Genomic DNA, 22574 nt, shown 5'->3' with positions numbered 1-22574 from the left:
AGTCGGAAAAAACCCGCACAGCTTACCATGCCAGCCTTGTTTTAGTCTTAAGCGCCACGGCGCGCCCATGTAAAAACGCCGCCTTGCGGCGGCGTTTCAAGATGGCAGGCCAGATTGGCCCTGCATGGTTTTACTGCAGGCCGTGCATCATTTTCTTCAGCTTGCTCGACAGCAGGAACAGAATCAGAGAACCGACACCTGCCATGGCGACAAACACCATGAAAAAGTCATGCAGATTGTTGATGCTGTAGCCCAGCAAGTGCGGGGCTGGCTTGGCCGGATCCGGATAGAGTTCGGACAGGGTGCCCGCCAGCTTGTTGGCAGCGGCATTGGACAGGAACCAGATACCCATCATCAGGCTGGTAAAGCGGGCTGGCGACAGCTTGACCACCAGCGACAGGCCGATGGGCGACAGGCACAGCTCACCAAAGGTGTGCAGCATATAGAGGCTGACCAGCCACAGCATGCTGACCTTGACCCCAGGCTCCAGCCCATCCACGCCAAAGGCGATCACCAGATAGCCAACTGCCAGGAACAGCAAGCCGAAGGCCATCTTGACCGGCGAGGTCGGCTCGCGGCCCTGCTTGCCCAGCGTGGTCCACAGCATGGCGAACAGCGGGGCGAAGATGACGACCGAGATCGGGTTGATCGACTGGAAGTAGGATGCCGGTACGGTAAAGCCCAGCAGGCTGCGATTGGTCTGTTCTTCGGCAAAGAAGGTCAGCGAAGCACCGGCCTGTTCGAAGGCGGACCAGAAGAAGATGACGAAGGCGGATACCAGTAGGATAACGGCCAGTCTTTCCTTTTCAACGCGGGTTAGCGGTGCATGCACCACCTTCTCGCCGCTGGCGTGATGACGGGCCGGAGCCATGCCGATGGGCTTGCCTTCAGGGGTGACCAAGTATTTATTCTTGAACAGGCTGAATACCAGCAGGCTCAGCAGCATGCCGAAGCCAGCGGCCATGAAGCCCCATTTGAAGTCGCCCGGATGGCCGGTATCGCCCAGTGTGCCGCAGATCAGCGGGGCGATCAGCGAACCAGCATTGATGCCCATGTAGAAAATGGTAAAGGCCGAGTCCACTCGCTTGTCATCCGGAGCATACAGCTGGCCCACCATGGAGGAAATATTCGGTTTGAACAGACCATTGCCGGCAATCAGCAGGCCCAGGCCGCCATACAACAGCCAGGAGGCCATTTGCAGATTGCTATCGTGCAGGTTGCCGGAGAAAAACAGCATGAACTGGCCACAGGCCATCAGTACACCACCGGCCAGAATGGAGCGGCGATTGCCCCAGTAGCGGTCGGCGATATAACCGCCGATCAGCGGTGTAAGATAAACCAGTCCGGTATAGGTACCATAGATGTCGGCGGCGTGTGCCTTGTCGAACATCAGGGCCTTGATCATGAACAGGACAAAGATGGCGCGCATGCCGTAATAGCTGAAGCGCTCCCACATCTCCGTGACAAAGAGCAGATATAGCCCTTTGGGGTGGGATCTGGCGGTCATAAAGATTTCCTTGTGCAGCTGGGGAGGTCACTCTGCGGTGACGCGTTGTAGTGTTTTATTGCCAGTTTTTCTGGCAGGCGGCGATAGTAGCGACAAAATCCGTAGTTGTGGAATATTTATTTACGGATTGCTACTGTTGTTGGTGATTATAAGGTTATTCGAATATTCCATGTTTGATATTGGGCAAGTATTTCAATTGAAAGGGAATTTTATGTTGAAAAAGTGGCTGATCACCCTGTTGCTGTTGTCCGGCATCACCGGCTGCGGCTACAACACCATGCAGACCCAGGACGAGGCCGCCAATGCCGCCTGGTCGGAAGTCGTCAACCAGTATCAGCGTCGTGCCGACCTGATCCCCAATCTGGTCAATACGGTGAAAGGCTACGCCAGCCATGAAAAAGACGTGCTGACCCAAGTGACGGCGGCGCGTTCGCGCGTGGGCAGCATCCAGCTGGATGCCAGTACCGCGACCGACCCGAAAAAGCTGAATGATTACGCAGCGGCGCAACAGCAACTGGGTTCGGCACTGTCACGCCTGCTGGTGGTGTCGGAAAATTATCCACAGCTGAAAGCCGATGGTGCTTTCCGTGATTTGCAGGCGCAGCTGGAGGGCACGGAAAACCGTATCGCCCTTGCGCGTAAACGCTATATCGATGCCATCCAGTCGTATAACAGCACGGTGCGTACCTTCCCCGGCAACCTGACCGCCATGGCCTTTGGCCTGAAAACGCGGCCGAACTTTACGGTGGAGAACGAGAAAGCTATTGCGGCAGCCCCGACCGTGAGCTTTGGTCAGCCTGCTTCGGCCGGGCAGTAAGCATGCGGCCCCTGTTCTGGCGGCTGCTATGGCTATGCACTGCTATGCTGGGCGCGCTTGTGCCGGGATCATTTGCCTTGGCTCAGCAGCCCTTGCCAGCGCCCAGTGCGCCCTTGATCGACACCGCAGGTTTCCTGAGTGCCAGCGAACAGCAGCAGCTCAATCAGCAATTGCTCGATTTTCACCAGCAGCAGGGTAGCCAGCTGGCGGTGCTGATTGTGCCGAGCATTGCGCCGGAAACCCCCTTTGATTACGGCACCCGCGTGATGGAAAGCTGGAAGCTGGGGCGCAAGGGTGTGGATGATGGTGTGCTGTTGCTGATTGTGGCCAATGAACACCAGACACAGCTGCTGGTGGGGCGTGGGCTGGAAGGGCCGATTCCGGATGTGGTTGCCAAACGGATTCTGCAAGATACGCTCAAGCCCAAATTGCAGGCAGGCCAAAAACTGGAAGGCATCATGCTGGCGGTCGGGCAGATCGAGGGCCTGATCAAGGGCGAGGCCTTGCCCTCTCCCAAGCACACTGCTCCTGCTGCTGCCAGCATCGAGGACAATCTTCCACTGCTGGGCTTTATCGCCCTGTTTGGCGGTGGCGTGCTCACCCGGCTGTTTGGCCGGCTGATCGGTAGCTTTATTGCCGGCTGCATCGCCATCGTGCTGACCTTGTGGCTGGGCGGCGGGGTGTTGCTGGCTGTGCTGGCTGGTGCGCTGGCCGCCGTGTTTGCGCTGTTGCTGGGCAGCCACGGCATTGTGCTGGGAGGCGGTGGCGGAGGTGGTTGGGGCGGTGGTGGCGGTGGCCGCAGCGGTGGTGGAGGTGGCTGGTCTGGCGGCGGTGGCGATTTCGGTGGCGGTGGCGCTTCGGGGAACTGGTGATGAGGCATTGGAAAAAAGCATGGCATAACCTGCGCAGCACCGGCTGGCAGGCGCGGCGATTGTTTCCGCAGGCCCGTGTGCAACAGCTGGAGCAGCAGATTGCCTTGTCCGAGCGCGAGCACGCCGGGCAGCTGCGCTTTGTGCTGGAGTCGGCATTGGACTGGCGGCAGGCCTTGCATGGCATGACCGCGCGTGAGCGTGCCTTGCAGTGGTTTGGCCAGTTACGGATCTGGGATACCGAGCACAATAGCGGCGTGCTGGTGTATGTGTTGTTGGCTGAGCGGCGCATCGAAATCATTGCCGACCGGGGGATCGACCGTCGGGTCCCGGCACAAGCCTGGCAGGACATATGCACCGCCATGCAGCAGTCGTTTGCGGCGGGTGATTATATGGATGGTTTGCAGCAGGGCTTGTGGCGCATTCATGCCCTGCTGATCGTGCATGCACCGGCACATGGGCCGCACGATAACGAGTTGCCGGATACCGTGATCGTACGCTGAGCCTGTGTGTAGCAGCCCGCCGACTGGTGTGGGCTGTCTTGGAGGCCGGTTGACAATTTTCTTGCCGGCTTTCATGGCTGGTAGTAATCTGGCTCGGCCATCCGGCTCTGATTTTTACTAAGGTGTTGTTTCATGAACACGTTGGCATGCTTGAACCGGGCGGCTGCCAACCACGGCAGCCTGCCGAAAAACTGGTTTACTCTTGATATCGTGCTGGCCTACGACTTCCCCCGTCGTTGATCTCCCCACGTAGCGGCCCCGCGCCGGCTACGTTCTGTTGCATTCATTCTTTCATTCTGAATTGACAGCTTTGGCCTTGTTGCGCCCAGACTCTTCTATCCTGGCGATAGTTGTCTGTGGCCCATGCCTGCGCCAGGGCAGGGAGTATCACGCATGGCACGACGCATTCCTGAACCGTTCCGCATCAAGATGGTGGAACCGATCAAGCAAACCACCCCTGAATATCGCCGTAGCGCGCTGGCCGAGGCCGGCTGGAATCCTTTCCTGCTGCGTGGCGAAGATGTCTATATCGACCTGCTGACCGACAGCGGCACCGGTGCCATGTCCGACCGGCAATGGGCCGGGTTGATGATGGGCGATGAAGCCTATGCCGGCAGCCGCAATTATTTTCATCTGGCCGATACCGTCAAGGAGCTGTTTGGCTACCAGCACACCATTCCTACCCATCAGGGCCGTGGTGCGGAGCAGATACTGTTTCCCGAACTGGTCAAGCGTTGCCGTGGCAGCCAGCCGGTGTTTATTTCCAATTACCATTTTGATACCACCAAGGCGCATGTCGAAATTGCCGGTGCCCGTGCCATCAATGTGCTGACGCCACAGGCGCTGGATACCGAAACCGCTTATGACTGGAAGGGTGATTTCGACCTGCCGCGCCTGGCCGAGGTCATTGCCAGCGAAGGTGCTGAAAACATTGCCGGGCTGATCATTACGGTGACCTGCAATAGCGCTGGTGGCCAGCCGGTGTCCATGCCGAATATGCGTGCTGCCAGTGCGCTGGCTCGTCAGCATGGCATTCCGGTGATCATTGATGCGGCGCGGTTTGCCGAAAATGCCTGGTTTATCCGCCAGCGTGATCCGGACTATGCCGGCCAGTCCATTGAAGCCATCGTGCTGGAAATGTTTGGCTATGGCGACATGTTGACCATGTCGGCCAAGAAAGACGGGCTGGTGAATATCGGAGGCCTGTGCTGCTTCAAGGACGATGCCGATCTTTTCCGAGCGGTGCAGGTGCGTTGTGTGCCGATGGAGGGCTTTGTCACTTATGGCGGTCTGGCTGGTCGTGATATGGAGGCGCTGGCCATCGGCTTGAAAGAGGGCCTGGATCCGGCTTATCTGACCTATCGCATCAGTCAGGTGGAGTATCTGGGCGAACGGCTGCGTGAAGGCGGTGTGCCCATCCAGTACCCGACTGGTGGCCATGCGGTGTTTGTCGATGCCAAGCGCCTGCTGCCGCATATTCCTGCCGCACAGTTTCCGGCACATGTACTGGCGTGTGAGCTGTATCTGGAAGGTGGGGTGCGTGGGGTGGAAATCGGTTCGCTGTTGCTGGGACGCAATCCGCAAACCGGCGAGCAGGAGGCATCGCCGCTGGAGCTGCTGCGCCTTACCATCCCGCGCCGGGTGTATACCAACGACCACATGGACTACATCGCCGACTGCCTGATCGAAGTCAAACAGCGGGCTGCCAGCATGCGTGGCCTGACCTTTGAATATGAACCGCCCATCCTGCGTCATTTCATGGCCAGGCTGAAGCCGCTGGCCTGATCGCTATTGCTGTTGCAATAAAAAAATGGCTGCCATTGGCAGCCATTTTCTTGGCGTGGCTAGTGGAGCCTACTTGATCAATTCCACTTGCAGCTGTGGCATGCCGTTGCTGAAGGCATTGACCCGGCTGGTGTTTTGCAGTCGCAGTTCACCATCGACATACACCTGGGCCTGCAAGCTGTAACTGCCGCCACTCTGGATGGCGTGCTTGTCATAGCACAGCGAGAAGGCCAGCGGGAAGGCTTTGGGCTTTTCCAGTGTCTGCTCTGCCAGCAGACGTGCCGGCGCATCAGCCTGGCCATTGTCATCCAGCAGTCGTACCCGAACCAGCGTGGTCGCCAGCGGCAGCTTTAGCGGAGCTTTGAGTACGACGCTGCCGTTGAGGTACTGCGGTTGGTAGGCATGGCTGGCACAGCCAGCCAGCACGGCCAGCACGGCCAGCAGGCCGGCTGCCAGCAGGCTACGCCGTGTGGTACGGCTTATCATTCCACTGCCTCCAGCTTGGGTTTGCCCAGCATCACCACCGGGCCTTGTTCCGGCTTCCATTCCGCTTGTACTCGCCACTGATTGCCCTTGTCTTCCAGCTGTGCATACCAGTGATTGGCCTTGACCAGATCCTTGGCAAAGCTGCCGCTGTACTGATTGGCGGCAATCTTGTGCAGGTCGGTGGCTACGTCGTAATCATCCTGCGCCGGGTGAATCAGCTTCAGGGTCAGTACATCCGGCAGGGCCTGCTTGCTGGTGGTGTTGACGGTGACGCTGCGGCCGTCGCTGCTGAACATGACCTGGGCAGTAATGCCCATGGCGGCCGCAGTCGTGTTGCGGCGCAGTTCCATATTGATGGCCTTGCCCTTGTTGTAGTAGTCGTCGGTTACCAAACCATCATCGGTCTTGATGGCGGTGGTGATGTAAAGGGAGCCGACGATGACGGCAGCCAGTGGAAAGCTGATCAAAAACCACACCCAAGGCTCTTTATACCAGGGGCGAGAAACAGGACTGCTCAGTTGCATGACTTACTCTCCGATGAAGCTGGATTTTTCTTCCACGTGCAGAACGGGGCTGCTAACCGTTTCTACCTTGAAGTGGATCTCGTGGCTACCCTTGGTGGCAACCTGGGGATCGGCCTGCACGCGGACACCGAAGCTTTCGGTTTCAGTTGCTTTTACCCTGAGGTGCTTGCTGTCACTTTGCAGCTTCAGGTCGGGCATGCCGTCTACCGAGATTTTAAACTCTTGATCGCGTTCTGTGGTGTTGATGATCTTGATGGTATAGGCATTTTCTAGCAGCCCGGCATCAGTCTCCTTCACCAGTGAGGCACGGTCACGCAAGATGTCCACCTTGAAGGGTTTGCGCATGGCCAGCGAGCCCAGTGCCGCACCCAGGACAATCAGCAGCACCACCGTGTACATGATCACGCGCGGGCGGCGCAGGTGTTTGACGATGTCTTTTTCAGGATATTTGCCTTCCAGCGCATTTTCCGTGGTGTAACGGATCAGGCCGCGTGGATAGCCAACCTTGTCCATCACTTCGTCACAGGCATCGATACAGGCGGCACAGCCGATGCACTCGTATTGCAGGCCGTTACGAATGTCGATACCAACCGGGCAGACCTGGACACAGATGCCACAGTTGACACAGGAGCCCAGGCCCTGTTGCTTGAAATCAACGCCTTTTTTCCGCGCACCACGCGGCTCGCCACGGGCTTCGTCATAGGAAATAATCAGGGTGTCGGCATCGAACATCACGCTCTGGAAGCGGGCATAGGGGCACATGTACTTGCATACTTGCTCGCGCATGAAGCCGGCCAGTAGGTAGGTGAATCCGGCATAAAAGAAGATCCAGAAGCTTTCCCACGGGCCATAGTCGAAGGTAGGCATGGCCTTGACCAGATCGCGAATGGGGGTGAAATAACCCACCAGCGAGAAGCCGGTCCACAGGCAGAACAGAATCATCAATGCATGTTTGGTGAATTTGAGCCTGAGCTTGCGCAGGCTCATCGGGGCATTGTCCAGCTTGATGCGCTTGTTGCGGTCGCCTTCCACCCATTGCTCGATCCACAGCATGATCTCGGTGTAGACGGTTTGCGGACAGGAGTAGCCGCACCACAGGCGGCCGGCAATAGTGGTCCAGACAAACAGGCCAAAGGCACAGCTCATGAGCAGGGCGGCCAGGTAAACGAAGTCTTGTGGCCAGATGGTGAGGCCGAAGATGTAGAACTTGCGGTTCACCATGTCGAAGAACAGTGCCTGCCGGCCATTCCAGGTCAACCAGGGTAGGCCAAGGAAGGCCAGTTGAGTGCCGAGTACGAAAAGAATACGCCAGTTGTTGAAGATCCCTTTGACGCTACGCGGGTAGATCTTTTTTTGTGCCTCGTACAAGGACACGGTTTCCTGAGCGGCCTTGGGGGAGGGGGGGGTGTGTTCTACTTTGACCGGTATATCTTTAAGCGAATCAGACATGGTGTTTTCCTGAAGAGGATTTCGCAAAGTTCACTCTTAACATGGACTTTGCGCAAGCCTCTTGTCAGCTTTTTCATTATATCAAAATATATACTAATTGTCATAAAGCATACTGCCCGCTTGCGCGGGCAGTATGTTGGCTAAGGCTTACTGCGCCTTGGCGTTATTGGAGAGGCCCCATACATAGGCCGACAGCAGGTGTACCTTGGCATCGCCCAGGAAGTCCTTCCAGGCCGGCATCTGGTTGTTACGACCATTGGTGATGGTCTCGATGATGGTCTTTTCAGTGCCACCATACAGCCAGATGTTGTCAGTCAGGTTCGGAGCACCCAGTTGCTGGTTGCCCTTGCCATCCGGGCCGTGGCAGGCTGCGCAGATGGTGCCGAAGGTTTCCTTGCCACGGCTGGCGCGTTCGGCATCATGCTTCTTGCCGGACAGCGACATTACGTAGTTGGCAACATCCTTCACCTTCTCTTCACCCAGTGCAGCGCCCCAAGCCGGCATCTGGCCGTGGCGACCAGCCTGAATGGTGGTTTCGATGGTTTTCGGATCACCACCCCACAGCCAGTCGTTGTCGGTCAGGTTCGGGAAGCCCTTGGCACCGCGTGCATCAGAGCCGTGGCACTGTACGCAGTAAGTCTGGAACAGGCGCTTGCCCATTTCCTGTGCCTTGGGATCAGCCGCAACTGCCTTCAGATCCTGTTTCAGGTAGTTGTCATACAGCGGTTGGTATTTGGCTTCGGCTTGTGCACGTTCTTCCTTGTACTGACCAACGGAAGTCCAGCCACGAATGCCTTGCCATTTGCCCAGGCCCGGATAGAGAACCAGATAGCAGGCACCGAAGATCAGCGTGATGTAGAACATCAGCATCCACCAGCGCGGCAGAGGATGGTTGTATTCCTCCAGGTCGCCATCCCACACATGACCCATGGTCTTGACCTGCTCACCCTTGTTGACCGTGGTCTTGGATTGGGTGAACAACAGCAGGGACAGGCCAACAAAGCCTGCAACCACGATGGCCGTGATCCAGATGCCCCAGAAATCGCTTACGAAATCACTCATTGTTTTGCTCCGTTAGAGGCCGACTCATGGTTATCGGTCTCCTGCACCTTGTCGTCGTCGAGAAAGGGCACATTGGCCGCTTCATCGTACCGGTTCTTTGAGCGTCTGCTATAGGCAATGAACAACACCAGGATAAAGAAGGTGAAGCACATTACGGTGAAGGCAGAGCGCCCAATCGTTACCCAGTCCATGACTTAGCGAACGTTCTTCAGTGCAAGACCCAAGCCCTGCAGGTATGCAATCAGGGCATCCATTTCCGACTTGCCTTCGACCTGAGCCTTGGCTTCGGCGATATCCTTGTCGGTATACGGAACACCTACGGTACGCAGGGCTTCCATCTTTTTCGGCAGGATTTCGGCATCAGCCAGGTTCTTGGACAGCCACGGGAAGGCCGGCATGTTGGATTCCGGAACCACGTCACGCGGATTGGTCAGGTGAACACGGTGCCATTCGTCGGAATAGCGACCGCCTACACGAGCCAGGTCCGGACCGGTACGCTTGGAGCCCCACTGGAAGGGATGGTCGTAGACCGACTCACCCGCAACGGAGTAGTGACCATAGCGCTCGGTTTCGGCGCGGAAGGGACGGATCATCTGGGAGTGGCAGTTGTAGCAGCCTTCACGGATGTAGATGTCACGGCCGGCCAGTTGCAGTGCGGTATAAGGCTTGACGCCGGCAACCGGCTGGGTCGTGGACTTCTGGAATGCCAGCGGCAAGATTTCTACCAGGCCGGCAAAGCTGATCACGATCAGCGTGAACACGATGAGATAGCCTACGTGTTCTTCAATCAGTTTCTGGATCTTTTCCATGTTCTTCTACCTTTATCCGCTTAAGCGTGAGCCGATGCGTTAACAGCCGGGATCTTGGCGTCAACAGCGCGGCCACCAGCGACGGTGCGGAAGGTGTTGTAGGCCATCAGCAGCATACCGCTCAGGTACAGCGTACCACCCAGGAAACGTACGAAGTGGTAGGGGTACGTTGCTTTTACGGCTTCAACAAAGGCGTAAGTCAGAGTGCCGTCGGCGTTCAGGGCACGCCACATCAGACCCTGGGTTACACCCGAGATCCACAGTGCGGCGATGTACAGCACTACACCAACGGTAGCCAGCCAGAAGTGAGCCTCGATCAGCTTGGTGCTGTGCATGGATTCACGACCGAACAGGCGCGGCAGCAGGTAGTACATGGAACCGATGGTGATGAAACCCACCCAACCCAGGGCACCGGAGTGAACGTGACCGATGGTCCAGTCAGTGTAGTGCGACAGGGCGTTGACGGTCTTGATGGACATCATCGGGCCTTCGAAGGTGGACATACCGTAGAAGGACAGGGAAACCACCAGGAACTTCAGTACCGGATCGGTACGCAGTTTATGCCAGGCACCGGACAGGGTCATGATGCCGTTGATCATGCCGCCCCAGCTCGGAGCCAGCAGCACCAGGGAGAACACCATACCCAGCGACTGGGTCCAGTCAGGCAGGGCAGTGTAGTGCAGGTGGTGAGGACCAGCCCACATATAGGTGAAGATCAGCGCCCAGAAGTGCACAACCGACAGACGATAGGAGTAAACCGGACGGCCAGCCTGCTTCGGAACGAAGTAGTACATCATGCCCAGGAAGGCGGCGGTCAGGAAGAAGCCTACGGCGTTATGGCCATACCACCATTGGACCATGGCATCCACGGCACCGGCATACACGGAGTAAGACTTGGTCAGGGAAACCGGTATGAAGGCGCTGTTAACAATGTGCAGCAGGGCTACCGCCAGGATAAAGGCACCGTAGAACCAGTTGGCTACGTAGATGTGCTTTATCTTGCGGATGGCGATGGTGCCGAAGAAAACGATGGCATACACCACCCAGGTCACGGCGATCATCAATTTGATCGGCCATTCCAGTTCGGCGTATTCCTTGCCGAAGGTGTAACCCAGCGGCAGGGTGATGGCGGCAAGGACGATGATCAGCTGCCAGGCCCAGAAGGTAAAGGCGGCAAGCTTGTCCGAGATGAGTCGTACGTTACAGGTGCGCTGCACGACGTAGTAGGAAGTGGCAAACAGGCCGCAACCGCCAAAGGCGAAAATCACGGCGTTGGTGTGCAGCGGGCGCAGACGACCAAAGTGGAACCAGGGCCCAAAATTGAGCTCCGGCCACACCAATTGGGCCGCAATGATGACGCCCACCAGCATGCCTACAATGCCCCAGACTACGGTCATGATGGCAAACTGGCGCACCACCTTATAGTTATAAGTGGATTGCGTTTCCATTTAGGGTTTTCTCCAAGGTTGCTAACTTAGAACGTGACAAACCATGGCGACTTGATTTCCTGCACACTGCCCCAAGCTGTAGTGGACAGGAAAGCCGCAGGGGAATCTGATCAATTTCAGATTAGTAAAGCGTTTGACCCGTGCTGACAATTTGCTGCCAAAAAAACCTGGCAAACCATGTCAGTCACACGCTTTTTCCCCATTTATTCAGCGAGGCATTCTAAAGCAAATACCCATGACGGGCCAGTTGATTAGTATGCTCGCGGGATTTTTACGTTCACCATATTTCTTGATTTCAAGCGAGCGGGCAGCAGGTGCTGAACCTGATGCCGCTTACTGGGGATTATATTGTCATGCCTGTGCAAGCCCTTGACTTAGGTCAAATCGCCATCGGCCACGACGATTGTATGGGGCCGGTGCTAGAATCTGCTGTTTCCGCCCCATCTTCAGGCAGATCATGACCGCGCCAGTCCACTACTCCATCCGTCCGTGCTCACCGCAAAGCCATTGCTTCGAGATTACGCTCAAGGTTACCAAGCCCGCCAAGAAGGGACAGGTGTTCACCTTGCCGGCGTGGATTCCCGGCAGCTATCTGATTCGTGAGTTTTCCCGTCATATCGTCAGCATTCAAGCGATCAGTGCTGGCAAAGAGGTAGGGCTGTGCAAGCTGGACAAGCACACCTGGCAGGCTGAGCCGGTGGCCGGCAGCCTGACGCTGGTGTACCAGGTCTATGCCTATGATTTGTCAGTGCGGGGCGCTTATCTGGATGAAGAGCGTGGTTTCTTCAACGCCAGCAGCGTTTTTCTGGCGGTAGAGGGATATGAGTCGGTGGCCTGCACGGTGGAAATCCGTGCGCCCAAGGGCAAGGCATTCGCCGACTGGAAAGTAGCCAGCAGCCTGCCAGCACTCGAGATCGACCGTAATGGTTTCGGCCTGTATCGTGCCGGTGACTATGATGAATTGCTGGATCACCCGGTTGAGCTGGGTGCCTTCCAGTCGGTCAGCTTCAAGGCCTGCGGCGTGTCGCACCAGTTTGTGGTGTCCGGGCGTTTCCGTGGTGACCTCAAGCGTCTGGCACGTGATACCAAGAAAATCTGTGAACACCAGATCAAGCTGTTCGGCACCCCCGCCCCTTTTGATCGCTATGTTTTCATGCTGTATGTCGGCAAAGATATCTATGGTGGGCTGGAGCATCGCGCCTCGACTGCCTTGGTCGCCAACCGCGACGATCTGCCGCAATCGGCGGATGAAGCCATCTCTGACGGCTACCTAAAGCTGCTGGGACTGATCAGCCATGAATACTTCCATAGCTGGAATGTAAAACGGATAAAACCCGCTGCCTTCAGCCCTTATGACCTGAGCCGCGAGGGCTATACTCGCCTGCTGTGGGCATTCGAGGGCATTACCTCTTATTACGATGATCTGACCTTGCTGCGCTGCGGCCTGATCGACAGCAAGCGCTATCTTGGCCTGCTGGCACAGACTATCAGCGGGGTGGAGCGCGGTGCTGGTCGTCTCAAGCAGACGCTGGAGGAATCCAGCTTTGATGCCTGGACCAAGTACTACCGCCAGGATGAAAACAGCCCCAACAGCATCGTCAGCTACTACACCAAGGGTGCGCTGGCAGCGCTGGCGCTGGATCTGACCATCCGCCAGCAAACGAATGGCCAGCAGTCGCTGGATGACGTGATGCGTGCGCTGTGGCAAAAGTGGCAGGCCGATGGCCAGGGGCTGGCAGAAAATGAATGGGAGCAGATTGCCCGGCAGGTCACCGGCCTCGAGCTGCAGGCATTCTTTGACAGCGCCTTGCGTTCCACCGCTGATCTGCCACTGGCAAACTTGCTGGCAACGCAAGGGCTGGACATGTGCTGGGACTACGCGGATCATGCCGGCGATGCAGGTGGCATCGGCCCGGTGGCAGCTGACCGTCGGCCGCGTGCCAGCCTTGGCGTGAAGACCGCTAACGACCCGCAGGGCCTGCGGCTGGTCCATGTCATGGATGGTAGTGCTGCTCAGCAGTCAGGGCTGGCTGGCGGAGACATCCTGATCGCACTGGATGGCCTGAAAGTGACGGATCTGGACAAGATGCTGGCACGCTATGGCGTGGGTGAGACCGTTACCCTGCATCTGTTCCGCCGTGATGAGCTGCTGGTGCGTGAAGCCAGTTTGCAAGCGTCTCCGCGGACCTGCTGCCGTTTGCAACTACTGAACGAGAACACGGGCTGGCTGCATGGCTGATGCATCCAGTTACCGCATAGTGCACCCATAACCGGACCGGGGCGGCGATCCCGCCCGGTTCATGAGCAAGACCGGATCAAGCCGGCAACGACTACGAATAGAGAGAAGAACATGGCGCAGCAGCCTCAAGTCAACTATCTGAAAGACTATACCGTTCCCCCTTATCTGGTGGACCGGGTGGATTTGAAGTTTGATATCGAGGACGCACAGACGCGTGTGCACTCGCGTCTGGTGGTCAAGCGCAATGAAAAGTCCGCTGCAGCCAGCGCGCTGTGGCTGGATGGTTCGGCCCGGCTGCTCAGTCTGACGCTGGATGGCGAGCGACTGGATGCCTCTGCTTATCAGCTGGCGGCCGACGGGGTGCTGATTCCGGCGGTACCTGACAGTTTTATCCTGGAAGTGGAAACCGAGCTTGAGCCAGCGAGCAATACCAGCCTGATGGGCTTGTATGCCTCCAATGGCAATCTGTTCACCCAGTGCGAGCCGGAAGGCTTCCGCAAGATCACCTTTTATATGGACCGGCCCGATGTGATGGCCAAGTTCACCACCACCATCGTGGCTGACAAGCAGAAGTTTCCGGTGCTGCTGTCCAATGGCAATAAGGTGGGTGAGGGCGTGCTGGACAAGAAGCGCCACTGGGTGAAGTGGGTCGACCCCTACCGCAAACCGTCCTACCTGTTTGCGCTGGTAGCCGGCAAGCTGGTGGCTGCTCGTGACAAGTTCATCACCCAGCGCGGGCGATCTGTGGCGCTGGAAATCTGGACCGAAGCTGCCGACCAGGACAAAGTCGCCTTTGCGATGGGGGCGGTCAAGCGCGCCATGAAATGGGACGAGCAGCGCTTTGGTCTGGAATACGATCTGGACATCTACATGATCGTCGCTGTCAGCGATTTCAATATGGGGGCCATGGAAAACAAGGGCCTCAACATCTTCAATACCTCGGCGGTACTGGCGCGCAAGGATACCCGCACCGATGCAGAGTTCCAGCGGGTGGAAGCCATCATTGCCCACGAATACTTCCACAACTGGACCGGTAACCGTGTCACCTGCCGCGACTGGTTCCAGCTGTCGCTGAAAGAGGGGCTGACGGTATTTCGCGACCAGGAATTCAGCTCTGATCTGGGCAGCCGTGGCGTCAAGCGTATCGACGATGTCAAAAGCCTGCGCGCCTTGCAGTTCCCGGAGGATGCCGGCCCGACGGCGCATCCGATTCGCCCGGAATCCTATATCGAGATGAACAATTTCTACACCATGACGGTGTATGAAAAGGGTGCGGAAGTGGTCCGCATGTATCACACCCTGCTAGGCGAAGAAGGCTTCCGCAAGGGTATGGATCTGTACTTCAAGCGCCATGATGGTCAGGCGGTAAGCTGTGATGATTTCCGCGCGGCCATGGCTGATGCCAATGGTGTCGATCTCGACCAGTTCGCCTTGTGGTATAGCCAGGCCGGCACGCCGCTATTGCAAGTCAGCAGCCACTACGATGCGGCAGCGCGGCGCTATGAACTGACCGTTGTCCAGTCTTGCCGGGCCATTGCCGGCCAGCCTGCACCGCAGCCGCTGCATATCCCTCTGGCACTGGGGCTGGTGGGTAGTGATGGCAAGGATCTGCCGCTGCAGCTGGAAGGCGAGGGGCAGGCACAGCTTGGTACGCGAGTGCTGGATGTCAAACAGGCTAGCCAGACATTTGTCTTTATTGATGTGCCGGAGGAGCCGGTGCCGTCATTGCTGCGCGGTTTCTCCGCACCGGTCCGGCTGGAGTATGACTGGCGCGATGAACAATTGGCCTTCCTCATGGCCAACGACAGCGACAGCTTCTGCCGCTGGGAAGCCGGGCAGACTCTGGCCGAGCGGCTGTTTCGCCAGTTGATCGAAGCGGCTGCGCAAGGCCGTGCACTGACCCTGCCCGAGACCTTTGTCGCGGCTTTCCGTGCGGTGTTGAAAGATCCGCTAGCTGATCCGGCCTTCAAGGCCATGATGCTGGGCTTGCCGTCGGAAGCAGAAATGCTGGAAATGGTGGAACAAGCCGATCCGGCAGTCATTCATCAGGTACGCGATTTCGTGCTGGACCAATTGGCCGAGGCGCTACGTGGTGAGTGGCACGAGGCCTATCACCTGAACCAGACCCGTGAATACAAGCCGGAAGACGCTGGTCGACGCGACCTGAAAAACCGGGCCTTGCAGATGCTCACCCGCCTGAGCGTGGCCTGGCCGGCTGAGGCTGCGCGCAAGCAGGCACTGGAAGCTGACAATATGTCAGACCAGATGGGGGCCATGCTGGCCCTGCGCGATCACGATGGCGAAGAGCGCGACGAATGCTATACCGACTTCGCCGCCCGCTGGCAGCACGATGCCCTGGTCATGGACAAGTTCTTCATGCTGGTAGCTTCCAGTCAGCTGGAAGGCACGCTGGATCATGTCAAAGCTGCCATGGAACATCCGGCTTTCAACCTGAAAAATCCCAACAAGGCGCGTGCGCTGATTGGCAGCTTTGGCAATAACATGGTGCATTTCCATGCGGCCGATGGTAGCGGCTACCGCTTCCTGGCCGAGCAGGTGCTGGCGCTGGATGCCATCAATCCGCAAGTGGCCAGCCGCATTGTGCGTGCTTTCAACCGCTGGAAGAAGCTGGAAGCTGGCCGCCAGGCTTTGATGAAGGCCGAACTGGAGCGTCTGCTGGCAGCGCCCCTGTCCAATGATGTCTACGAGATTGTCTACAAAAATCTCAATGCCTGAGCATACTTGCACGGGAAGAAACAACGGGTCGCCATGGCGGCCCGTTTTTCATGGAGCGAGCGTATAGAAGATTGACCTGCCGCTGGACTTGCCTTAATCATACGGTCGTTTGCTTGGTGGATTGGCAAGGTGAGAACAATGGCAGAAAAGCAGCAGCAGGACTTGTATGTAGAGGTCGAGCAGCAGCGGCTGCATCTGCGGCGTATCTGGCGCGAGGCAGACGGACCACCGATATTACTGGTTCATGGGGTCATGGCGGATGGCCGGATTTTCTATAGCGACAGTGGCAAGGGGTTGGCGCATTTTCTGGCCGATGCCGGCTACGATGTATTCGTAGCCGATTTGCGTGGCCGTGGCCGCAGTATCCCGAAAATCGACGCCACATCGCGCCATGGCCAAACCGAAATCATTTGCCAGGATCTGCCGGCGCTACATGCGGCCATCCTCCAGCGCAAGGGTGGGCAGCGTCTGCACTGGATGGCACATTCCTGGGGTGGCGTACATATGAGCAGCTGTTTGCTGCGCTATCCACAACTGGCCTCGCAAGTGGCCAGCCTGGTGTACTTTGGTAGCAAGCGCAGCATAGCCGTGCGTAATCTGCGCAAATGGCTGGAGGTCGATCTGATCTGGAATATCGCCGCGCGCTGGCTGATTCGCTGGTATGGCTACCTGCCGGCCAGGCGCATTGGCCTGGGGGCGGACGATGAAACCGAAAAAAGTCATCGCCAGAGCAAGCGCTGGGCCAAGCTGCGCCCCTGGGTGGACAGTGATGATGGCTTCGATTACGGCGCGGCAGCGCGGCAGGTATCGCTGCCACCGGCCCTGTATTTCGCGGCGCGTAATGATCCCTGTCGTGGCCATGTCGAGGATGTGCGGCGCTTTCGCGATGAGTCCGGCCCCCATCTGTCGCGGCTACGCTTGCTTGGGCGGGTGGCTGGGCACTGGCATGACTATGACCACGTGTCTTTGCTGACCCACCCGGATGCCCCGGCCGATCATTTCCCGCTGGTGCTGGACTGGTTGCGGGGCCGGCATGACAAGGTTATGGAAAACCACTGATAAATATCATGCCGCCGGCCGGGGGGGCTGTGGTAGAACAGCCAGCTCTAGTGGAGAATGCCGCCATGATGCAAGTGACAGACCAATCCCCAGCCAAGCTGGACGCTATTATCGACACCCTGGCCGAGCAGGGGTGGGTTGTCGATCACACCCTGTTTAGTGCCGAAGACATCCGGCGCCTGCAGCAATGCTGTCTGGCGCAGTGGGATGAAGGACGATTTCATGAGGCAGCCGTCGGACGGGCCGACCAGCAAGGTCGACGCAGTGAAATCCGTTCCGACTCGGTATTGTGGCTGGAGCCGCAGGATGCCGAACCGGCCATTGCCCATTATTTTGCCACCCTCGATCAAGTGCGCCACGCGGTGAATCAGGCCTTTTATCTGGGGCTGGAAGATCTGGAATCGCACTTTGCCGTTTATCCGCCGGGCAGTTTCTACAAGAAACACCTGGATCGCTTTCGCGATGATGATGCCCGCGCGCTGACCGCCGTGTTGTATCTGAATGAAGACTGGCCCGCCGATGCTGGCGGGCAGATGCGCCTGTACCTGGATGATGAGTGCAGCCGTTCGCTAGACGTTGCGCCGCAGGCCGGCACGCTGGTGTTGTTTCTGTCTGATCGTTTCTGGCACGAAGTCTTGCCAGCCTCGCAGCAGCGGCTATCGGTCACCGGCTGGTTTCGCCGGCGTCAGGCAGGACTCGCTTGGTCGTCGTAGACGGGTTTTGCCGTGCTAGAATCAGGCCAAACCAGATGAAATGACAAGGGACGAATCAAGATGTCAGGCAACACCATGGGGCTGCTGTTTACCGTAACTTCCTTTGGCGAAAGCCACGGGCCGGCCATCGGCTGCGTGGTGGATGGCTGCCCACCGGGCTTGGCCATCAGCGCTGAAGACATTCAGCAGGAACTGGACCGGCGCAAACCCGGCACTAGCCGACATGTGACCCAGCGGCGGGAGCCGGATGCGGTCGAGATTCTGTCTGGCGTTTACGAAGGCAAGACCACCGGCACGCCGATTGCCTTGCTGATCCGCAATACCGACCAGCGCTCCAAGGATTACGGCAATATCGCTGATACCTTCCGTCCCGGTCATGCCGATTACACCTACTGGCACAAATATGGCGTGCGCGACCCGAGAGGCGGTGGCCGTTCCAGCGCTCGTGAAACCGCCGTGCGCGTGGCGGCGGGGGCCATTGCCAAAAAGTGGCTGCACGAGCGCTATGGCATCGTGATCCGCGGCCACATGACCCAGATCGGCCATGTGGAAATCCCCTTCAAGAGCTGGGATGTGGTCAACAGTAATCCTTTCTTTGCTGCTGACGAAGCCGTGGTGCCAGAGCTGGAGGCGTACATGGACTCCATCCGCAAGAGCCTGGACTCGGTGGGTGCCCGCTTGCGCGTGGTGGCGGAAAACGTGCCGGTAGGTTGGGGGGAGCCGGTATTCGACCGTCTGGATGCCGACATCGCCTATGCCATGATGAACATCAACGCTGTGAAGGGTGTGGAAATTGGTGCCGGTTTTGCCAGCGTAGCCCAGCGCGGCAGCGAGCATGGCGATGAGCTGACACCACAAGGCTTTGCCAGCAATCACGCCGGCGGCATTCTGGGTGGTATTTCCACCGGGCAGGACATCGAGGTATCGATGGCAATCAAGCCGACCTCGTCGATTGCCCAGCCGCGTCGCTCCATCGACCGCCAGGGCAATCCCATCGTGATGGAAACCCATGGCCGCCATGATCCGTGTGTCGGCATCCGTGCCACGCCGATTGCCGAAGCCATGCTGGCGCTGGTGTTGATTGACCATGCCTTGCGCCACCGTGCCCAATGTGGCGATGTGGTGGTGGATACGCCAAAAATACCGGGCCGAATCGACTAAACTGCACTGAGGTTGTCTGTCCCGTAGCCGGGTGTCATGAGAGAGCGAACCATGTTGAAAAACCTGATTGGCGGTTTGGCCGGTCGTCTGAAGAAAAATGAAGAAAGTCAGGCCGACGAAATTGCCGCTGTTGAAAAAGAATTGGAAGCTTCGCCGGTAAAGCGTGTGGCCGAGCCGGAAACGGTCGATCAGCTGCCACCTACCCTCGGCTTTGTCACCCACCAGCCGGTCATGGATCGGCAGCACCGTGTGGTGGCCTACGAGTTTTTCGTCAAATCCGGTGCGGCGGCCAAGGGCAGCAAACATCAGGATTTTGACCGCCTGATGCTGACCACGCTGCAAAATATGGAAGTGTTCCGCCTGCTGGCCTATCGGCGCGCACTGGTGCACATCTCCATCAGCTCTCTGTCCGAGCCACTGCTGCTGCAGATGCCGGCCAAGAGTGTGATCTTCGTATTGGAGCCGGACCCGAACGAGCCGGTCACCGCCGAAGTGATGCAGGCGCTGGACGCGCTACGCATCAAGGGCCTGCGCTTTGCCATAGAGCCGGCGGCTTTCGATGCCCATGTTCTGGTGGAGCGTTTGCAGCCGGAACTGTTCAACCGCATGGATTTCATGCTGCTGGACTTCTCCGCACCGTCTACCCGCGTACTGGCACCCATTCTGGACCAGTTGCCGCGTCGTTACCCCAATGCGCGCTGGATGGCCCGCAATGTCGGTACCGCCGAAGATCTGGACGTTTGCCTGCGCGCGCCGGGCAGCAATCGTTTCGCCCTGTTCCATGGGCCTTTCATCGCCACGGTGCGTAGCCTGGAAAGTGGCAAGGTTGACAGCAACCAGACCCGTGTCCTGCAGATCATGCGCATGCTGCGTGCCAATGCCGAACCACGCGAACTCGAGGCTCAGTTCAAGCTGGATTCAGTCTTGCTGTTCAAGCTGCTGCGTTTCATCAATTCCCCGGTGAACGGTCTGGCGCGCAAGGTTCAGACTATCGAAGAAACCCTGCTGCTGCTGGGGCGCGAAACCCTGTTCAAATGGCTGTCCATGCTGCTGTTTACTGCTAAGAAGGAAGATGGCACCGCACTGGCCTTGCTGGAGAAGTCGCTGATTCGCGCTCGTTTCTTGGAGCGGCTGGGAGCCTATCGTGGCAACAAGCTGGAGGCCGAGCATCTGTTTTTGACTGGTATGTTCTCGCTGCTGGACGTATTGCTCAACCAGCCCTTCCCGGATGTGCTGGATCCGCTGGAGCTGCCGCCTACCGTGCGTGATGCCGTGGTGGAGAACAAGGGCATGTTCAGCCCGTATCTGGCGTTGGCACTGGCTTGTGAACAGGGAGATGATCAGCGCATCAATGCCCTGTGCAAAGTGCTTAATTTCGAAGTAGAGCATGCCAGCCGTTATTACATCGACTCGGTGGTATGGGCGCAGGAAGTATTGCGTGAAAGCGAAGTCCACAACGATGTGGAAGCCGTTTGAGCGCAACTACAGCTCTGTTAGCAATTAGGCCAGCACACTGTTGCTGGCTTTTTACATTGTTGCGCGACAATTTGTAACAGCAATATAGTGTGGCCTCGGTATGCTTGCGAACGGAGAGGACGATGCACGCTTGCTGCGCATGGGGCATCGTTGTCAACAACTGGCATAAAACTCGACAATAAACACTATAAATTTTCATCAGGCGCAGGCATACAATAGCGCCTCATGAAAAAATAACCCCTGTTATGGCCCAGGTGCCGGGCTGTGCGGGCAAGGCAGCGTGATGAATACTATCGAGCAGATCAAGCAAGTTATCGTAGAAAAATTTGGTGTGAATGCCAACGAAGTCGAGGCAGAACGCCCGCTGGGCGAATACGGCCTGGATTCACTGGGGCAGATTGAACTGTTGTTTGCCATTGAAGAACACTTTGAAGTTTCCATTCCCGAAGAAGAAGCCCATGTCGCTAATTTGCAGGAATTAGCCGATCTGGTGGACCGCTACAAGGCGGAAAAGGCATGAGGACAGCCGTTGCCATTACGGGGATAGGTCTGATTTCCCCTCTGGGTAATCAGGCAGAGGCGGTTTTTTCCCGGCTGATGGCTGGTGAGTCAGGCATTCGCCTGCTGGATGAAGCGGCAACCGGCTGCAAGCCGGCCGTGGTTGGCGCTGTCGAGTTCGATTCGGCTCCGTGGTTTACCCGTCTGCAATTGTCCGGGGTGGACCGCGTCAGCCAGATGGCTGTTGCTGCGGCTACGCTGGCGGTGGAAGATGCGGCGTTGACGCTGCCAGAAGACCGCGAACAACTGGGCGTGTATGTCGGCTGTGCGATGGGTGGCAGTGCTGCGCTGGACAAGGGCTTCCATAACTTTTATGCCGACAAGGCGCGGGTCTCCCCGCTGTCGGTCATTGCCAGCATGGCCAATGCGCCGGCAGGGCATATCAGCATGCGTTTTGGTATTACCGGCCCCTCGGTCAATTATTCAGTGGCTTGTGCCTCGTCCGCTATTGCGCTGGGCGAAGCCATGCGCGCCATTCGTCATGGTGAAATCACCCATGCGATTGCCGGCGGTGCCGAGGCCATGTTGCTGCCGGGCATCATCAATGCCTGGCAATCGATGCAGGTACTGGCCAGTACCACTGGCGAGCACCCGGAGCAGGCCTGCCGCCCCTATGACAAGGAGCGTAGCGGACTGGTACTGGCGGAAGGTGCCGCTTTCCTGATCCTGGAACGATTGGATATCGCGTTAGCGCGTGGTGCGCGTATCTACGCCACGCTGGATGGCTATGCCTGCCGTAGCGATGCCACCCATATCACCAAGCCGGATGTTGGTGGTCAGGTGCGTACCATGCGCGCCGCGCTGGCGGATGCCGGCCTGGTTGCCGGACAGATTGGCTATTGCAATAGCCATGGTACGGCAACCCAGGTGGGTGATGTGGTGGAGTGCCAGGCATTGCAGACCATCTGGGGGGAAGATACCCCTGGCTTGCAGGTGAGTGCCACCAAGTCGATGCATGGCCATTTGCTGGGGGCAACTGGCGGGCTGGAAACGGCCATTACTGCGCTGGCCTTGTATCATCAGCAGCTTCCTCCTACAGCCAACTGCCGTGAACTGGATGAAAATTGTCGGGTGCAGCACGTACTGGGCAAGGGCGTGGCGGCACCGGACTTGCAGGCCGCCATCAGTAATTCTTTCGCCTTTGGTGGCAGTAACGCTTGTTTGGTATTACAACGCCATCAGGCGTGAAATGTTGCCTTAAGTCCCAGGGCTGCACACTATGGTGTGCTACAACTGCGGACGTGAAGGTGGTGACAGAAGACCCGGCCTGGCCGGGTCTTTTCACGTCCGCAGTCTGAGCTGCATTTTGTCTTGCCTGCATAATTTTCCCGCTCTTGTCTGGCTTTGAGCTGGCAACTCCGTTTTGCGGTAGC

General features: G+C 57.8%; 20 protein-coding genes. 12 read left to right on the top strand and 8 right to left on the bottom strand.

The window, feature by feature from the left end; all coding sequences use genetic code 11:
- Nucleotides 1-130: 130 nt before the first annotated feature.
- Nucleotides 131-1507 carry a peptide MFS transporter gene (locus H2Z84_RS10610; RefSeq protein WP_181835967.1) on the bottom strand — a complete coding sequence of 459 codons (1377 nt, stop codon included), beginning with the start codon at nucleotides 1505-1507 and terminating at the stop codon, nucleotides 131-133.
- A gap of 211 nt (nucleotides 1508-1718) precedes the next feature.
- Between H2Z84_RS10610 and H2Z84_RS10605 the strand changes: the two genes are divergently transcribed.
- The 4 genes from H2Z84_RS10605 (at nucleotide 1719) to H2Z84_RS10590 (ending at nucleotide 5481) form a co-directional block, all read left to right on the top strand.
- Nucleotides 1719-2324 carry a LemA family protein gene (locus tag H2Z84_RS10605; RefSeq protein ID WP_181835966.1) on the top strand — a complete coding sequence of 202 codons (606 nt, stop codon included), beginning with the start codon at nucleotides 1719-1721 and terminating at the stop codon, nucleotides 2322-2324.
- A 77-nt stretch (nucleotides 2325-2401) separates the two neighbouring features.
- Nucleotides 2402-3196, top strand: coding sequence for a TPM domain-containing protein (locus tag H2Z84_RS10600; protein WP_258869369.1), 795 nt, complete (start codon nucleotides 2402-2404; stop codon nucleotides 3194-3196).
- Complete coding sequence (locus tag H2Z84_RS10595) at nucleotides 3196-3696, top strand: TPM domain-containing protein (protein ID WP_181835965.1); 501 nt, start codon at nucleotides 3196-3198, stop codon at nucleotides 3694-3696. The genes H2Z84_RS10600 and H2Z84_RS10595 overlap by 1 nt, the downstream gene beginning before the upstream one ends.
- A gap of 393 nt (nucleotides 3697-4089) precedes the next feature.
- A complete protein-coding gene (locus H2Z84_RS10590) occupies nucleotides 4090-5481 on the top strand; it encodes a tryptophanase (RefSeq protein WP_181835964.1) in 1392 nt (463 codons plus the stop codon).
- Nucleotides 5482-5550: 69 nt separating this feature from the next.
- Here the strand turns inward: H2Z84_RS10590 and H2Z84_RS10585 are convergent, their stop codons facing one another.
- From H2Z84_RS10585 to ccoN, 7 genes are all read right to left on the bottom strand, one after another.
- Nucleotides 5551-5967, bottom strand: coding sequence for a YbaY family lipoprotein (locus H2Z84_RS10585; RefSeq protein ID WP_181835963.1), 417 nt, complete (start codon nucleotides 5965-5967; stop codon nucleotides 5551-5553).
- Complete coding sequence (locus tag H2Z84_RS10580) at nucleotides 5964-6491, bottom strand: FixH family protein (protein WP_181835962.1); 528 nt, start codon at nucleotides 6489-6491, stop codon at nucleotides 5964-5966. Before H2Z84_RS10580 ends, H2Z84_RS10585 begins: the two co-directional genes overlap by 4 nt.
- A gap of 3 nt (nucleotides 6492-6494) precedes the next feature.
- Complete coding sequence (gene ccoG, locus H2Z84_RS10575) at nucleotides 6495-7940, bottom strand: cytochrome c oxidase accessory protein CcoG (RefSeq protein WP_181835961.1); 1446 nt, start codon at nucleotides 7938-7940, stop codon at nucleotides 6495-6497.
- Between the two features lie 147 nt (nucleotides 7941-8087).
- Nucleotides 8088-9002 carry a cytochrome-c oxidase, cbb3-type subunit III gene (gene ccoP, locus H2Z84_RS10570; protein WP_181835960.1) on the bottom strand — a complete coding sequence of 305 codons (915 nt, stop codon included), beginning with the start codon at nucleotides 9000-9002 and terminating at the stop codon, nucleotides 8088-8090.
- A complete protein-coding gene (locus H2Z84_RS10565) occupies nucleotides 8999-9193 on the bottom strand; it encodes a cbb3-type cytochrome oxidase subunit 3 (protein WP_181835959.1) in 195 nt (64 codons plus the stop codon). The genes ccoP and H2Z84_RS10565 overlap by 4 nt, the downstream gene beginning before the upstream one ends.
- A gap of 3 nt (nucleotides 9194-9196) precedes the next feature.
- Complete coding sequence (ccoO, locus tag H2Z84_RS10560; RefSeq protein ID WP_181835958.1) at nucleotides 9197-9811, bottom strand: cytochrome-c oxidase, cbb3-type subunit II; 615 nt, start codon at nucleotides 9809-9811, stop codon at nucleotides 9197-9199.
- 20 nt (nucleotides 9812-9831) lie between these two features.
- Nucleotides 9832-11259, bottom strand: a complete 1428-nt coding sequence (ccoN, locus tag H2Z84_RS10555; RefSeq protein WP_181835957.1) for a cytochrome-c oxidase, cbb3-type subunit I — start codon at nucleotides 11257-11259, stop codon at nucleotides 9832-9834.
- Between the two features lie 457 nt (nucleotides 11260-11716).
- Here ccoN and H2Z84_RS10550 point away from each other — a divergent pair, with 457 nt between their 5' ends.
- The 8 genes from H2Z84_RS10550 to H2Z84_RS10515 all read left to right on the top strand — a co-directional run bounded on the left by H2Z84_RS10550 (nucleotide 11717) and on the right by H2Z84_RS10515 (nucleotide 22389).
- A complete protein-coding gene (locus H2Z84_RS10550; RefSeq protein ID WP_181835956.1) occupies nucleotides 11717-13498 on the top strand; it encodes a M61 family metallopeptidase in 1782 nt (593 codons plus the stop codon).
- Nucleotides 13499-13609: 111 nt separating this feature from the next.
- On the top strand, nucleotides 13610-16234 hold the full coding sequence (gene pepN / locus H2Z84_RS10545; protein ID WP_181835955.1) for an aminopeptidase N: 2625 nt from the start codon (nucleotides 13610-13612) through the stop codon (nucleotides 16232-16234).
- Nucleotides 16235-16372: 138 nt separating this feature from the next.
- Nucleotides 16373-17293, top strand: coding sequence for an alpha/beta hydrolase family protein (locus tag H2Z84_RS10540; protein WP_181835954.1), 921 nt, complete (start codon nucleotides 16373-16375; stop codon nucleotides 17291-17293).
- Nucleotides 17294-17358: 65 nt separating this feature from the next.
- The gene (locus H2Z84_RS10535; RefSeq protein ID WP_258869368.1) at nucleotides 17359-18006 is read left to right on the top strand and encodes a 2OG-Fe(II) oxygenase; all 648 of its coding nucleotides are present in this window, start codon (nucleotides 17359-17361) and stop codon (nucleotides 18004-18006) included.
- Nucleotides 18007-18066: 60 nt separating this feature from the next.
- Nucleotides 18067-19167 carry a chorismate synthase gene (gene aroC, locus H2Z84_RS10530; protein WP_181835953.1) on the top strand — a complete coding sequence of 367 codons (1101 nt, stop codon included), beginning with the start codon at nucleotides 18067-18069 and terminating at the stop codon, nucleotides 19165-19167.
- 51 nt (nucleotides 19168-19218) lie between these two features.
- Entirely contained in the window at nucleotides 19219-20643 is a 1425-nt protein-coding gene (locus H2Z84_RS10525; protein WP_181835952.1) for an EAL and HDOD domain-containing protein, read from the top strand.
- A gap of 283 nt (nucleotides 20644-20926) precedes the next feature.
- Entirely contained in the window at nucleotides 20927-21163 is a 237-nt protein-coding gene (locus H2Z84_RS10520) for an acyl carrier protein (protein WP_181835951.1), read from the top strand.
- Nucleotides 21160-22389, top strand: coding sequence for a beta-ketoacyl-[acyl-carrier-protein] synthase family protein (locus tag H2Z84_RS10515; RefSeq protein WP_181835950.1), 1230 nt, complete (start codon nucleotides 21160-21162; stop codon nucleotides 22387-22389). Before H2Z84_RS10520 ends, H2Z84_RS10515 begins: the two co-directional genes overlap by 4 nt.
- The last annotated feature ends 185 nt before the right edge of the window (nucleotides 22390-22574 follow it).

The sequence above is a fragment of the Aquitalea aquatica genome (assembly GCF_013911085.1).
Taxonomy (GTDB): Bacteria; Pseudomonadota; Gammaproteobacteria; order Burkholderiales; family Chromobacteriaceae; genus Aquitalea; species Aquitalea aquatica.
Note: the sequence above shows the minus strand (reverse complement) of the source record. Positions and strands in the feature narration are given on the sequence as shown.

Excerpts from the sequence above, each read along its gene's own strand:
- H2Z84_RS10610 (WP_181835967.1), bottom strand. The coding sequence starts at position 1,507 with ATGACCGCCAGATCCCACCCCAAAGGGCTATATCTGCTCTTTGTCACG.
- H2Z84_RS10605 (WP_181835966.1), top strand. The coding sequence starts at position 1,719 with ATGTTGAAAAAGTGGCTGATCACCCTGTTGCTGTTGTCCGGCATCACC.
- H2Z84_RS10595 (WP_181835965.1), top strand. The coding sequence starts at position 3,196 with ATGAGGCATTGGAAAAAAGCATGGCATAACCTGCGCAGCACCGGCTGG.
- H2Z84_RS10590 (WP_181835964.1), top strand. The coding sequence starts at position 4,090 with ATGGCACGACGCATTCCTGAACCGTTCCGCATCAAGATGGTGGAACCG.
- H2Z84_RS10585 (WP_181835963.1), bottom strand. The coding sequence starts at position 5,967 with ATGATAAGCCGTACCACACGGCGTAGCCTGCTGGCAGCCGGCCTGCTG.
- H2Z84_RS10580 (WP_181835962.1), bottom strand. The coding sequence starts at position 6,491 with ATGCAACTGAGCAGTCCTGTTTCTCGCCCCTGGTATAAAGAGCCTTGG.
- ccoG (WP_181835961.1), bottom strand. The coding sequence starts at position 7,940 with ATGTCTGATTCGCTTAAAGATATACCGGTCAAAGTAGAACACACCCCC.
- ccoP (WP_181835960.1), bottom strand. The coding sequence starts at position 9,002 with ATGAGTGATTTCGTAAGCGATTTCTGGGGCATCTGGATCACGGCCATC.
- H2Z84_RS10565 (WP_181835959.1), bottom strand. The coding sequence starts at position 9,193 with ATGGACTGGGTAACGATTGGGCGCTCTGCCTTCACCGTAATGTGCTTC.
- ccoO (WP_181835958.1), bottom strand. The coding sequence starts at position 9,811 with ATGGAAAAGATCCAGAAACTGATTGAAGAACACGTAGGCTATCTCATC.
- ccoN (WP_181835957.1), bottom strand. The coding sequence starts at position 11,259 with ATGGAAACGCAATCCACTTATAACTATAAGGTGGTGCGCCAGTTTGCC.
- H2Z84_RS10550 (WP_181835956.1), top strand. The coding sequence starts at position 11,717 with ATGACCGCGCCAGTCCACTACTCCATCCGTCCGTGCTCACCGCAAAGC.
- pepN (WP_181835955.1), top strand. The coding sequence starts at position 13,610 with ATGGCGCAGCAGCCTCAAGTCAACTATCTGAAAGACTATACCGTTCCC.
- H2Z84_RS10540 (WP_181835954.1), top strand. The coding sequence starts at position 16,373 with ATGGCAGAAAAGCAGCAGCAGGACTTGTATGTAGAGGTCGAGCAGCAG.
- H2Z84_RS10535 (WP_258869368.1), top strand. The coding sequence starts at position 17,359 with ATGATGCAAGTGACAGACCAATCCCCAGCCAAGCTGGACGCTATTATC.
- aroC (WP_181835953.1), top strand. The coding sequence starts at position 18,067 with ATGTCAGGCAACACCATGGGGCTGCTGTTTACCGTAACTTCCTTTGGC.
- H2Z84_RS10525 (WP_181835952.1), top strand. The coding sequence starts at position 19,219 with ATGTTGAAAAACCTGATTGGCGGTTTGGCCGGTCGTCTGAAGAAAAAT.
- H2Z84_RS10520 (WP_181835951.1), top strand. The coding sequence starts at position 20,927 with ATGAATACTATCGAGCAGATCAAGCAAGTTATCGTAGAAAAATTTGGT.
- H2Z84_RS10515 (WP_181835950.1), top strand. The coding sequence starts at position 21,160 with ATGAGGACAGCCGTTGCCATTACGGGGATAGGTCTGATTTCCCCTCTG.